A 13,639-nucleotide genomic window follows, 5' to 3' on the forward strand; every position below is an offset into this window, starting at 1 on the left:
TTAAAATGTAGCCCTGATACTCATTCCATAACTCCTCGCTGAAGGAAATGCGTTATTTTCGTAATAAACGTTTGTACCGTTAAATGACTCGGGATCAACATTTGGCATCGTCTTATAAAGAAATCCTATTCCGTTAGCGAATGCAGTCAAAGTAAGTCTTTCAAATTTCATTTTTGATGTCAGGCTCCTAGGAAGGGAATAAGATAACGTAATATCCCTGATTTTAATGTAATCATTTTTAAAGACCACATCTTCCTGGAGATCAGATTGAGGCTGGTTAAAATAAGCGTACTTCTCTGAAGCAGAAATAACCTGATCGTTCGGAGTACCATCCGACTTCATCCCCGGTAGTAAAACACCATCATGGAGGATGTATGTGTATTTAGAATCATTGGGAACGGCAGCACTATGGCTATCTAACCTGATTCTTTCTCCTGCGGTATTAATATAATACGGTAAGCCGCCCGAAGCTTCGTCTCTCCCAAATACCGTATTTTTGCCTGTACCATTCCCTATCATAAACAGATTCGTCATAGAAATCAGGGTACTGCCAAACGAAGCGTCCAGATTAATACCGAGATTAAAGCCTTTGTATGAAACATTCGTATTGAATCCACCGATAAAATCGGGAATAACGTTTCCAACTGTTTTTTCACGTGATTTGTCCTGGTAGTAAAATCCATAAGAGGTAACAAGCCTGTTGCCGTTTTCATCTGTTGCATATGGATAGAGATTGATCTCCCCAAAGGGGCGTCCTTCAGCAGCTACAATCCTGGCGCCCTGGCCTCCCCATAAGTTTTGCGTAGTGATCCCTTTTGCGAGCTTCTTGACCTTTGGAGTAGAGGCACTTCCGTTTAGTGTAAGTTCCCATGCGAAACTTTTCGATTTAACAGGGGTACCCTTTAACATAAGTTCATACCCTTTTGTACTGATATTCCCTGCATTTATGCCAACAGCTGAATAGCCGGAAGAAGAAGGAATACTGAGTGCCATGATCTGATTATAAGTGTTCGATGAGAAAAAACTAAATTCCAAGCCGAAACGATCTTTAAAATATCTGGTGTCAAGACCGACTTCGAATTCCCTTTTTCGTTCCGGCTTCAAATCAATAGGAGGTATCAGCGACGGAGCATTATAGATAGTCGTGTTACCGTAGGCTCCTATACTATATATCTCATTGGCAAAGTACCTTGAGCCAGGACGTCCTACATCTGCCCATGAAGCTCTTAACTTTCCAAGAGACAACCATGCCGGTTTAGGAAGAGCTTCTGAAAACACCCATGAAACGCTTGTTCCGGGATAGAAGTATGAATTATTTTTTGAAGGCAGCATAGATGACCAGTCGTTACGCGCCTGAAAATCGACAAATAAGTAGTCTTTGTATCCGAGTTGTGCAGAAGCGAAAATTCCATACAAACGATCTTGTCCCAGGTTTGATGAACTGTTTTTAAGGGGATTTTTGGAGTTTTCGAGCGATGGCCAATCACGGATGATAAAGCCTCCATTCGTACTCCTGGTGAGAGTCCGGTCAGACGACGATTGGTATTCACCTCCGGCAAATCCAGAAAAATAAAAATCAGGATTTTTGAGATGACGTTCATACCGAAGCATTGTACGGGCATTCCATCGAACGGCACTGGCATTACTCAACGAATTCATGCCAGCCGAACCGTTAGCTGTAATAGGGGAACGAAGCACTTCGTTCTTGTTAACATTGGTCAGTATCCAGTCGAAACCGCCGATCCCATCGAGGCTGAGATACTTGCTTAGCTTTATGTTAAGATTCAGGGAGTTTAGGAAATGGTCTCTTTTAGTATCAAAGGTGTCCCGCCACTGAGAGAAGAAGTAATTATCCGAGACCCTTGTTACGTGACTGCCCGGACTCATTACATTCGCCCGGTTTTCCATTCTCCAAAATGAGTAGGCTGTTTCAGGATCGAGAACCTGGGTTCTGAGCAATCTGGTATCGAGGTTCCTCGGAATGCCATTGGCAACCATTTCGTTAACCGGTGTTGGAGCGTTATGACTGAAAGAGCGCGAATAGCTGCTTACTACCTGGAGGCGTACTCTGTCGGTAATATCCATATTGCCATTAAAGGCAATTTTGTCGTTTTTTACTTTATACCCTTCGAAAATCCCCCTGTAGTCTTCGTGAGTATAAGCAACACGGAAACCACCTAAGTTACCGCCTCCTGATAAGGAAATATTGGCTTTACTGGTAGATCCATTTTTGAAGAGTTCCCGTACATTATCGGGCTGCGCTACATAAGGTCGCATTTCGTTGTCATACCACAGAATATCGCGACCGTCAAAGCGTGGCCCGAAATTGTAATACGTCGAAGCCGGAGTATAAGATTGTTTCCCGTCGCGTACAAAAAAACCTTCACTGTCTCTCGCTGTTGAATAATCTCCCCATGCGATGGGCAAGCCCGTACCAAATTCATTCTGAAATTCCTGCTGAACCCAGGGTTCGATTGTCTGGGTGCCCAGATTGACATCGATACCGAAGCCAGGACGCTTTCTTCCTGTCTTGGAAGTGATGAGAATAACACCATTGGCTCCCTGGGAACCATACAATAGTGATGCTTTCGCTCCGCGTAATACCTCAAGAGATTCGATGTCATCCAGATTCAGATCGTTAAGTCCGTTACCCGGATTCCGGTTGATATCCGTTTGCCAGTCGAGCATAGGGATACCATCTATTACAAAAAGCGGGCGGACATTTGAGCTCTCCGAAAATGAAACCGCATTACGGATGTTTACATTAATCCCTCCGGTAGGCCCCATGGCCGTTGAGTTTATCCTCAATCCCGGAACCTGTCCGTATAAAGCCGTGAGGGCATTTACCGGCGAACCAAGATCGGCTAAGTCGGACGCTGAAATAGAACTTACAGCATAACCCAGCGCTCTTTTATCTCTTTTTATGCCAAGCCCTGTCACGACCACTTCTCCCAGATCTTTCGAGTCCTGGGACAACTTAATGTTCAGCGGCGCAAAACTTGCAACAATGATCTCGCGGCTTTCAAAACCAACATATGATACAACCAATACATCGCCCTGGTTTACTCCCGGAAGAAAGAACTCGCCCTGCGCATTTGTTGCTGCACCTCCACTGACACCTTTCTTCTTCACAACAGCGCCAATGAGCGGCATCCCGTCCTGGTCCGTCACTTTTCCCCGGATATTTCCAGGAAGGTCCAGTGTTTCGGCTACCTTATCGAACAAGGTCTTTTCTTCCGGTCTCAGTACGATTGTGGCTCCCTTTATCTGATAGCTGAAGCCGGTACCTGCCAGGATTTCGCTAAGTGCGTCCTGCAAATCAGCGTTGTTTAATTTTACACTGACTGGCCGTGTATTTTCCAGAATCTTTGAATCATAAATAAAGTTGTACCCACTCTGTTTACCAAATTCTCTCAGCACATTTTCCAGACTGATCTTTCTTTGGTGCAAAGTGATACGCTGCGCAAATCCCCCGGCACTCACCTGAATAAAACCGACAATCAGAAACACGATCATTAAATTCAGCCGCATAATTAGTTTTCTTCGTAAATCTGGTCCCGGCACTTTGAATGAGCTTTCGACCGTTTGCAATGGTTGATGACAACAGAAAGCAAAGCACTTCCTGATGAGATTGTAAAATTTCATTAAATTTGCATGTTTGAGGTTGAGAATTGAATATTTATCTGTCTTTTCCAGGCCCAAAACAAATTTTTCCGGAAGTGTTAGCGCACTTCCGGATTTGTTTAAGGTGAGATGAAGGGTCAGCAGTTTGTCAGGTAGAGTCTCTTCATGTTTTGTTTTGATTATACGTTAATAAACTATTGATTTTAAATTATTAGAAGTGCTATTGTTGTAACACTGTGAGTTTACGTCCTTTTAAGATAAATTTTACTGAACCTGTCGCCTCCAGAGTGTTGAGCACCGCAGAGATATTATTTGACCGGGCTACAATACCTCCGAAGGTAGTATTGACCGGTTTTCCTGAATATTCAACATCCACATCGTACCAGCGTGCAACCTTCCTCATAATCCCCTCCAGGCTTTCATGAGCAAGAATAAAGTACCCGTTCTTCCAGTCGGTCTCTGCTTCTATATCTGTTGTGCCCACCCGGATGACTGTTGCACTGAGAACGGCTTGTTCACCTGGCTTAAGCTGAACAGACTCAGCGCTGTTAATACGGTTTACCCTCACAAGACCTTCAAGCAGGGTGGTTTTTGTATCGGGTTCATCAGAGTAAGCATTCACATTAAAATGAGTACCCAGCACTTCGATGTCTTGTTTTGAAGTGTGCACGACAAATGGCTGCCGGGCGGTTCCCTGTATCTGGACTTTCCTGGCAACTTCAAAATACCCTTCCCCCGACAATTCGACTATCCGCTTGCCGGAAGCAAAATTTACAGGGAATCGAAGGGATGAAGATGCATTCAACCAGACTTTAGTTCCATCGGGAAGCTCCACCATGTATTGTCCGCCCACCGGAGTTTCAATAGTGTTATATCCGCCTTCATTTGCGTGCCCCTGCTTTTTATCCAGCTGGTATACCAGCTGGCCTGTGGCTGTTTTCCTGATCCGGATTCCGGACTCTCTCGCGATTTCTCCCCTGGAAGCAGTATCCAGCAGTAATTTTCTTCCATCTGCAAGAGTGAGATATGCTTTATTATTACCAGGGCTCAAGTCATTTTCATAAACGGAACCGTACTGTTTTTTTCTGATGCTGCCGCTGTAATAATATAAACCAGCGGAAAGCACCAGCAGTACGCTGGCAGCCAGTGCCAGGCGGGGTACGAGCCTGCGTACTCCCCGGGAAGGGAGATTCCTGGTAATCCCTGTCTGGTTCTTAATTTCGTTCCATATTGATTTCCGGTAGTTCATCATCAATGCCGGATCATCGGCAGCAGCTATACTTTCTTTCGCCGTCTCCTTCAGATACCAGCTTTCCATAAGCTGTATATCTTCCGGGGAGCATTCATCCCGGATGTATTTATCAAGTGTATCTCTGAATTTATTTTCGTCCATTTTCTGACGGGTATTCATCCCGTTTTATGTTATGACGATTAAGTACACGGCTAGTATTAGATTAAAATTAAAAAAAATAAATCAGAGTCCGCTAAGAAACAAAAAGACAATACCCGCAACGCCTGTGCGCGACTTGAGTATCCGCAGAGCATTGCTTACCTGGCTTTTTACTGTATGTTCGGATATACCCAGACTATCCGCAATCTCTTTATAAGAAAGATGTTGCTTCCGGCTCAGCTCAAATATATGACGCATTTTGGGAGGCAGTGCTTGTATCTCTCTTTCAATCAATGCACTAAGCTCTTTCTCTCTAAGGTCGACATCAGTAAGAAGCACACCTTCCTCCATAAACTGAGTAAGGGAGCTAAGGTAGTCGTTCACTACTTTTTTATGCTTAATATGATCGAAAATCCGGTTTCGCACGATCTTATAGAGGTAAGATGACAGGGCAACAGAGATATCAACCGAGGCTGCCCGTTGCCAGAACTGGGTAAAAACTTCCTGTATGACATCCCTTGCTTCTTCATCATCCTTCAATAATTTACGCGCATGCAGAAACAGCTTGCCCCAATATCGCTCATAGATCTCCGCGAAGGCGATTTCACTGCCCTGTTTAAAAAAATACATCAGTTCTTCGTCGGAAACGACCCTTTGCTGCTTCATCATGCTTATCTATAGCGAATATAGATAATTTAGGCATTTTAAGACAGATATAAGGAGTTATTTGCTTGATATTATTATAAAAAAACGGGTCTAAATAAAGAAAAACCAATATTTAGATTTCCAAAGAAGAAGAAAACGCTATACATCGGGTCAACTTCAAGCGGATGATTTTGTAGATGTAAGGACTATATTTGCCGGATGAAATTTCGCAAAATAGTGGTGGTTGATAGCTGTGGATTAACCTTGCCGGAACTGGAAAAAATAAGAGCTTATTCTGCAGAACCCATGGAGGTTTATGAAGACACGCCCGCTACGGAAGAAGAGATCAGCGCAAGGATTGGAGCGGCCGATTGTGTGCTGGTAAGCTGGCGCACGGCCCTTACTGGCAGTATACTTAAAAAGGCTGGTTCGCTCAGGTATATCGGAATGTGCTGCAGCCTGTATGACCGGAAAGCCGCGAATGTCGATATCTCGGCTGCAGAAGAGTCGGGTGTGACAGTTAAAGGTGTAAGGGATTATGGTGACGAAGGCACACTGGAGTTTGTATTTTCCCAGTTAATCAGCTTGTTTAAGGGATATTCGAAATATAAATGGCGGCCCCAAACTCAGGAATTGAAAGGAAAGTCAATCGGTATCGTCGGCATGGGGACACTTGGCCTGATGGTCGCCCGTACTGCACTTCATTTTGGAATGGAGGTGGCCTATTTTAGCCGGACACGCAAGCCACAGATCGAAAAGGAGAATATTTCGTACATGCCACTTGAAGAACTGGCCGCGCACTGCGATGTCATCACCACTCATTTACCCAAGCATACAGTGTTGCTGACAGAACAGATCTTTGCACAGAAGAAACAGAATTCTGTTTTTATTAATACATCCCTTGGACTGACCTTTGAGAAAGACGCATTAGAAAAATGGTTGAAAAGAGATCCGTCGTCATTCGCCATCTTTGATATGGAAGGCGCCGGTAATTATATTAAAGAATTGCAGGAGACTGAGAACGTCATTGTATATCCTTTTACCTCCGGATTTACAGTTGAGGCAAAGGAGCGATTGTCTGTGAAAGTCCTGGAAAACATAGAAGTTTTTTTCAGAGGGAGCCACATTTAAAGACTACACACGCTGAAACAACTAAAGGAATATACAATATGAAGTGTTTTGAATTTATCCTTTATGTAGCAGACCAGGAAAGGAGTACAGAATTCTATCGCCAACTCTTTCAACAAGATCCGGTGCTCAATGTTCCGGGTATGACTGAATTTGAACCCATACCGGGATGTAAATTGGGACTAATGCCCGAGCGCGGAATCGCAAAGATTATCGGAGGAAAAACCCCGGATCCGGCAAGCGGAAGCGGCATACCCCGTTGTGAGATCTACCTGCTTGTGGAAGATATTCAGCCCTATTATGAACGGGCACAGGCGCTCTCTGCTGTTCGGGTAAGTGATATCGGGGAAAGAAACTGGGGTCACAGGGTATGCTATTTCGCAGATGCCGACGGACACATCCTGGCTTTTGCAGAAGAAATGTGAATTACTTCAAAGTTCAACTTGGCCATATCGCCTCTTACCTGGGATGTCGCAGGTGAGCCTCAGCCGGATAAGGGCAGAACACCGGTAATAAGCCTTACAGCTCAGGCAAGCGCTTCGGCAGGTACAAGTTTTCCCTGGTTACGAATAAATAGAATCATTTTTCTTTATTTTGACCCAATTTCTATTATTTAATAGAGTGCAGATATGATTAAACCATCTTTTTTTCTTCCCTTCAGCCGTCTTTTTTTTCCTTTAATGACCCTAATCTTTATGATTTTGACGGATGCAGCTGCGGGGACATCCCGGGGAAAATGGAACAGCAAAACAACGGATAGTTTCATACGGTTTACAGCCAGAGATGGTAGTTCACCCGTAAAAGATTTCTACGGAAATTATCCAACTGTTGTTTATCTGGAAAATCTGAACTTAAAGAAAGCCGGAAGAAACAGTAATGCAAAGGATGTAAAATGGCTGCTGTCACAGGGATACCGTGTAATTGAACTGGATTATGCCGGAAGCAAAGAAGCGGTCAGCCCGGGCATTAATATGGACATCATCGCTATCAACGACTCAATAGCAGCCGGATCCTTCTGCGGATATAAGGATTGTTCGAAGTACCAGTCGTACGTGTTATTTGAAGGATACCGCATAAAGCGGAATGTTCCTTATTTTAAGGATGATCCAAGTGTTTATAACACCCCGTCTGAATATAAGGAAGGGGATATGCTGCACATGGATATTATTTATCCGGCGAATACTGCTGTTCGGGTTCCTGTGATCCTTTCTTTTTCCTATTCCAATAGCTATGCCACATACGATCCTGAAAAAAAGCAACTTACTGCTGCCAACCGTGATCAGAGGTTAAATCTCGGAAATACATTAAGCGGATTCAACGATTCTTTCCTGGAAGGAGCACCAGCAAATGGCATTGCCTGGGCAATAGCAGATCATCCGAAATACTGCCCATGGGGAAAAGGCAAGCCTCTTAACGGGCAGAATGACGCCTATAAATCCTATCAGACCAACCCGGATGCAGCACGCAAGGTTAAATCTGCCATCCGTACTTTGCGAAAGTCGGGGCGGGAATTGGGTTTATCAGGAAAAATAGGCATCTATGGTTTCTCCCGGGGATCAACGGCAGGCTCTCTGGCTATCGGCGACCGGAAAGTTCCGGACTTTGAGAATGCAGGATTTAATATTGGAGTTGAAGACCATGTTCAGGCAGCCGCACTTGGCCCCGGCGTTTTCGATTATACGCAAATCTATAATACTAAAGGGGATGGCGATACAAATCTGGAGACACGCTGCCCCTGGGTTTGGGGGCCTTTAGAAAACAATTATGAGCGATGGGAATCAATGGGAGCCGCTTACCTGGTCAAGTCCTCAGCCACAGCTCCGGTTCTCTTTTTCTACAACACAGATGACGAGCGATATTACCAGGACCAGCTTGCTCACTTCAGGGAGAAGCTGAATTCGCTTGGTATTCACAATTCGTCGCTAACTGACTACGGACATGGTCACTCTGTTCCTCAAACAAAAGAGGTACTTACCGATATGTACAGTTTCTATAAGAAATATCTTTATTAATTCCCTTATCCGGCTGTTTTGTTAAACTTGAAAATGCAGGTAACAAGAAAATATCTTTTGAGGATCTCGGTCTGGATATCGGTGGTTGTGTTACCATATACACGACGCATAGAACCGACATTCTGGTTGAGCAGGTCGTAACACGACAGCCGGATTTCGGCCATGTCCTTCTTAAACATCCGTGTTCCGACAGCTGCATTTACAAAATGCACACTTTTCTGAAAGCCTTCACCAGCCAGGGGATTATAAGAATAAGAGTAAAATACTTCCCAGGTCATTTTTGCCGGAACTCTGATGCTCAGTCTTGCATCAGCGTTATGATACACATACTTTATATTGCTGTAAGCTACGTCCTGGTAGCTGTTGAACACCGGACGGGCTGTGTAGGATGGGCTGAATTCCATTTTATCTTTCCAGCTCATTGAAAAGCGCTGGCTGAGGTTCAGAGAATAACTATTGAGATACCCCTCGTCAAGGTTTACCACAAAAAAGTTCTTGTTGTACATCAGACCGGCACTGGTTGCAGTGGTAAACTGAAATTCTCCCGATTTTTTGAACTGCCTGGAGAGTTCAGCCGAGGTACTAAGTCCGTACTGGCCGTTCCGGTTTTCCGGCATTGTTGATTCTGACCCAGTGCCCGATACGGTTTTTCTTTGAAAGATAACGTTCTGCTGAATAGACGCATTCACAAAGACGTTTATGTACTGCTGCTTTTCCGTATTATAGGAAAACAGGGAGGCCGTGAAACTGTGAGATCTTGACGGCTTCAGGTTTGGATTTCCGGTGAAAGAACTCTGAGGTGTTAGTTCGATTGTTACCGGCCGTAGATCATTCACGTTTGGCTGGCTGACACTGGCATCGTAGCTGAAAGAGTACCGCTCAAGGGAAAGACGGAAAGATGGCAGGAAGTTGAAGTATTCCTGATTCAAATCCTGGCTCCTGTCGGCGAAGTGGTTGTCAATACACGACCATTGCGTGGTAAGCCCCAGCGTCAGTGAGGCCTTTTCATTAAAACTATAAACCAGCTCAGGTCTGACATTTTGTTCCCATTGGATACGGTCAATATCACTGCTCTGGTCGGGGATGAATTCAGAATAAGTACCGCTTTGGGGATCAAAATTAAATATGGATGACTTCTGGCTGCTCTTGTTATAACTGGCATCCGCGGCAACACCGGCAACCAGTTTCTTCCATAAAGGATAACGGAAACTCAGGCCGAGGTTGCCGTTTATAGATTTGCTGGAATTGTCATTCAGCCTTCTTAAGGTATCTGATGATACCTGAGAGCTGTAGGATAGAAGGCTGTTGGTATTATAGCTCCTGCTATTATTCGGACTTATGCTGATTTGCTGGGTGACACCGTACGAGGCTCCTTTTTTTCTCATTCGTCTGTGAAAATTGAGGGTATGGGAAAAGGAGTTCTGATCGCCTTTCGAGGTTCCGTTATTCTGACTTTCACTGATCAGGGGATTAAAATTATTGGAAGTCGTGTTGCTGCTGAGGTTATCAGAGCGGTTACTGCCAAAATTCGCAGAAGCCGACCAGTATAAGGTCGTTAAGGTATCCGGCTGCCAGTCGAGACCACCGTTCAGCATGTGCTGAAGATTCTTCTGTTTACCGGTACCGGAAACTAAGGATAGAAGAGTTGTATCATTCAGTACCTGGGAAGTGAGCGACCGGTTGTTCGTTTCGGAACTGCTGGAGCTGAGGCGGTACACTCCATTCAGCATCAGCTTCTTTTTAGGACTGTAGTTAAAATTTACACCCGTGCTGGATACCCTGTTCCTGCTCGGCTGTCCTCCTCCCTGCATCACCATGTCGCCCGGCCCGGAAGAGGAGAATAAAGAGGCCCCTGGGTTCCCCAGATTAGAGTGAGAGGCGATTGCACTAAATTGAATGGTATCGGTAAAAAGATTTACCATACCGCCTGTTTCCACTCTTTCACGGCTTCCGGCACTTGCGGAAAGCCTTCCAAATACGCTTCTGCGGATCGCTTTTTTCAAACGAAGGTCCAGAACCTTAGACACTTTCGATTCTTCTATTCGGTGATCAGGATCGTTCTTCCTGTCGTCGTATACCTGGATCTTCGACAGCAGGCTTGCTTCCAGATTGCGGGTTGCCATTGTGGGATCGTTGCCAAAGAACTCTTTTCCGTCTATCAGTATCCTCGAAACTTTCTTTCCATTTACTGTTATCGTACCAGCATTATCAATATCCACTCCGGGAATTTTCTTCAGAAGTTCCTCTATAAGAGCACTGGGCCGGGTCTTAAATGCCAGCGCATTAAATTCAACAGTGTCTTTCCTTACTGCCACGGGCTGGTAGGTGGCAGTAACAACCGCTTCTTTTAATGTTGTGCCTGCTAAAAAAGCAGTGTCCAGTTTAATCTCGCCTCCTTGCCGGAGAAGCAGTGTCTTTCTGAAAGGATGATAGCTCACATAGGATATTACCAGGCGAAGGGACTGCTGAAGGGGCATGTTCCGGAGGGTATAATTCCCATCTTCATCAGACAAGGTGTACGATACCAGTGTTGAATCGGATGCCCGGATAACGGAAACAGTCGCAAACTCAAGAGCCTTTCTTGTAAGTGAATCGCGCACATTTCCCATGATACTGGCTTTATTCTGAGCAGCTGCGGATATGCAGGTGAGGAAAAAAGCAGAGAGCAAAAAGAAATACGAACGAAAGATCATACCGGTGTAACAGATAAAAAAGATGTGTGCCCTTAGACAAGGATTTAATTTTGTGTCAAAGGTATAAACAATATTTCTTAATCTACATCAATACTTTTCCCGGCACCAGACTCTACTTTTGAAACGTGGTAATGAATAATTTTAACGTCAAAATATCACAAATGGCATCGTATTCAGAAACCAGGAGTTAAATTTATAAAATGGCCGGCAAAAGGATTTGCCGGTGCGCTCTGACTAAACTAAGATACTATGAAAATAGGAATTGCTGCTGATCATGCAGGCTTTGAACAAAAGAACCAGTTGCTTATTCAATTGCGGTCGGCCGGATTTGAGGTGAGTGACTACGGCGCCCATTTCTATGACGCTGAAGATGATTACCCTGACAAGGTACTTCCTTTAGCAACAGCTATTGCCGCAGGAGAGGTGGAAAGGGGAATAGCGGTATGCGGAAGCGGGGTTGGGGTTTCGATAGCTGCCAATAAGGTGGCGGGCGTAAGAGCAGCACTTATTACAGAAAGTTACTCTGCCCACCAGGGAGTAGAGCACGATGCTATGAATCTTTTGTGCATAGGGGCAAGGGTGATCGGTCCCGCTCTCTCACTGGAGATTGCACTGGCCTTTCTTAGCGCCCGGTATGCTGGCGAGGAACGCTTTGAACGGCGCCTTCAGAAGGTAATAGCACTGGAAAATAACAAAGGATTATAAATTCCCGGAATACGGTTTAAACAATCTATATAAATATGAAACAGTACGATTTTGGTGTGGTTGGCCTGGGAGTAATGGGCAGAAACCTGTTGCTGAATATTGCTGATCATCACTTTGCCGCTGCCGGACTGGATCTGGATGCGGAAAAAGTTAAAGCACTTGAAACTGAAAAGAAAGACGAAGCTGTTGTAAAAGGAACAACCTCCGCTGCGGAATTCGTTGAAGTATTAAAAACTCCGAGAGCCATCATGTTCCTCGTTCCGGCCGGAAAAGCCGTGGATTCGGCAATTAACAGCTTGCTGCCTTTCCTAAATGAAGGTGACATCCTGATAGACGGCGGCAACTCTTACTTTACTGATACGGACAGACGGGTGACTGAACTTGCCGCCAAAGGGATACACTTTTTCGGTATGGGAATATCGGGCGGTGAAAAAGGCGCACGTCTGGGGCCCAGTATGATGCCGGGCGGAGACAAGCAGGCATACGAACGCCTGAGGCCGGTCTTTGAGGCAGTAGCAGCTAAGGTGAACGGAGACCCCTGTGTCGCCTATTTAGGCAGCGGGTCGGCAGGAAACTATGTAAAAATGGTGCATAACGGAATTGAGTATGCCATCATGCAACTGATCTCGGAAGTCTATGACCTGATGAAACGCGGATTTAGGTGGAGCGAAACGGATATTCAGAAAACTTTTGAGGAGTGGAATAACAGCGAGCTTTCGTCCTTTTTGCTGGAGATCACTGCCGAAATTCTTAAAAAGAAAGATCCTGACACGGGGACGTTACTCGTTGACCTGATCTCTGACCAGGCCAGGCAAAAAGGAACAGGAAAATGGACCTCTCAAAATGCCATGGACCTGCAGGTGCCGGTGCCGGTAATAGATTCTGCGGTAATGATGAGAGACCTGTCGGCCTATAAAAACGAGCGTATTGAAGCATCTGCTATGCTGAACGGGCCACAGGAAGGTGGTGCAGACGTACCTGCCGGCATACAGACTCAATTGAAAAATGCGTATTATTTTTCGGTTATTACCATCTATGCTCAGGGATTTGCGCAGCTGAAAACTGCTTCCAGTGCTTACAGCTATGGGCTGGACCTCAAAACGGTTGCGGCGATATGGCGGGGAGGGTGCATTATCAGGTCCGCCAGTCTCGAAACATTCATGCGCGCTTTTTCGGATCAGCCCGTTCTTCCAAACCTGATGCTTGACCGGGAACTCAGCGGATTGCTGAACCAGATTCATCCGGATTCAAGAGCAGTTGTCAAACTGGCCGTTGATCTTGGTGTTCCAGCTCCGGCATTCATGGCTTCCCTGGCTTATTATGACGGTTACCGGAGTAAAGATCTGCCGACAAACCTGATTCAGGCTCAGCGAGATTATTTCGGGGCACATCAGTATCAACGTACTGATCGCGAAGGCATTTTTCATACAATCTGGGATTAA

The 13,639-nt window shown here is 45.2% G+C and carries 9 protein-coding genes; 5 read left to right on the forward strand and 4 right to left on the reverse strand.

The features are described from left to right. The 3 genes from DDR33_RS03060 to DDR33_RS03070 form a co-directional block, all read right to left on the reverse strand. Entirely contained in the window at positions 1-3,531 is a 3,531-nt protein-coding gene (locus DDR33_RS03060; RefSeq protein ID WP_158280623.1) for a SusC/RagA family TonB-linked outer membrane protein, read from the reverse strand. A 313-nt stretch (positions 3,532-3,844) separates the two neighbouring features. After that, positions 3,845-5,035 carry a FecR family protein gene (locus DDR33_RS03065; protein ID WP_109414296.1) on the reverse strand — a complete coding sequence of 397 codons (1,191 nt, stop codon included), beginning with the start codon at positions 5,033-5,035 and terminating at the stop codon, positions 3,845-3,847. Between the two features lie 63 nt (positions 5,036-5,098). Continuing rightward, positions 5,099-5,683, reverse strand: a complete 585-nt coding sequence (locus DDR33_RS03070) for an RNA polymerase sigma factor (RefSeq protein WP_238387645.1) — start codon at positions 5,681-5,683, stop codon at positions 5,099-5,101. 195 nt (positions 5,684-5,878) lie between these two features. Between DDR33_RS03070 and DDR33_RS03075 the strand changes: the two genes are divergently transcribed. From DDR33_RS03075 to DDR33_RS03085, 3 genes are all read left to right on the forward strand, one after another. After that, on the forward strand, positions 5,879-6,790 hold the full coding sequence (locus DDR33_RS03075; protein WP_109414297.1) for an NAD(P)-dependent oxidoreductase: 912 nt from the start codon (positions 5,879-5,881) through the stop codon (positions 6,788-6,790). A gap of 38 nt (positions 6,791-6,828) precedes the next feature. Continuing rightward, complete coding sequence (locus tag DDR33_RS03080; RefSeq protein WP_109414298.1) at positions 6,829-7,212, forward strand: VOC family protein; 384 nt, start codon at positions 6,829-6,831, stop codon at positions 7,210-7,212. 270 nt (positions 7,213-7,482) lie between these two features. After that, positions 7,483-8,799, forward strand: a complete 1,317-nt coding sequence (locus DDR33_RS03085; protein ID WP_146198691.1) for an alpha/beta hydrolase family protein — start codon at positions 7,483-7,485, stop codon at positions 8,797-8,799. 5 nt (positions 8,800-8,804) lie between these two features. Here DDR33_RS03085 and DDR33_RS03090 read toward each other — a convergent pair whose 3' ends face one another. After that, positions 8,805-11,408 (reverse strand): outer membrane beta-barrel protein, encoded by a 2,604-nt coding sequence (locus DDR33_RS03090; protein WP_238387646.1) that lies wholly within the window; start codon positions 11,406-11,408, stop codon positions 8,805-8,807. A gap of 333 nt (positions 11,409-11,741) precedes the next feature. On the opposite strand from DDR33_RS03090, the gene DDR33_RS03095 reads away from it, so the two are divergent. Further along, entirely contained in the window at positions 11,742-12,197 is a 456-nt protein-coding gene (locus DDR33_RS03095) for an RpiB/LacA/LacB family sugar-phosphate isomerase (protein WP_109414301.1), read from the forward strand. A gap of 35 nt (positions 12,198-12,232) precedes the next feature. Beyond that, a complete protein-coding gene (gndA, locus tag DDR33_RS03100) occupies positions 12,233-13,639 on the forward strand; it encodes an NADP-dependent phosphogluconate dehydrogenase (protein ID WP_109414302.1) in 1,407 nt (468 codons plus the stop codon).

Origin of the sequence: Pararcticibacter amylolyticus (assembly GCF_003130405.1) — a bacterium.
GTDB lineage: Bacteria > Bacteroidota > Bacteroidia > Sphingobacteriales > Sphingobacteriaceae > Arcticibacter > Arcticibacter amylolyticus.

Excerpts from the sequence above, each read along its gene's own strand:
- DDR33_RS03085 (WP_146198691.1), top strand. The coding sequence starts at position 7,483 with ATGATTTTGACGGATGCAGCTGCGGGGACATCCCGGGGAAAATGGAAC.
- DDR33_RS03090 (WP_238387646.1), bottom strand. The coding sequence starts at position 11,408 with ATGGGAAATGTGCGCGATTCACTTACAAGAAAGGCTCTTGAGTTTGCG.
- DDR33_RS03075 (WP_109414297.1), top strand. The coding sequence starts at position 5,879 with ATGAAATTTCGCAAAATAGTGGTGGTTGATAGCTGTGGATTAACCTTG.
- DDR33_RS03060 (WP_158280623.1), bottom strand. The coding sequence starts at position 3,531 with ATGCGGCTGAATTTAATGATCGTGTTTCTGATTGTCGGTTTTATTCAG.
- DDR33_RS03095 (WP_109414301.1), top strand. The coding sequence starts at position 11,742 with ATGAAAATAGGAATTGCTGCTGATCATGCAGGCTTTGAACAAAAGAAC.
- DDR33_RS03080 (WP_109414298.1), top strand. The coding sequence starts at position 6,829 with ATGAAGTGTTTTGAATTTATCCTTTATGTAGCAGACCAGGAAAGGAGT.
- gndA (WP_109414302.1), top strand. The coding sequence starts at position 12,233 with ATGAAACAGTACGATTTTGGTGTGGTTGGCCTGGGAGTAATGGGCAGA.
- DDR33_RS03065 (WP_109414296.1), bottom strand. The coding sequence starts at position 5,035 with ATGAATACCCGTCAGAAAATGGACGAAAATAAATTCAGAGATACACTT.
- DDR33_RS03070 (WP_238387645.1), bottom strand. The coding sequence starts at position 5,683 with ATGATGAAGCAGCAAAGGGTCGTTTCCGACGAAGAACTGATGTATTTT.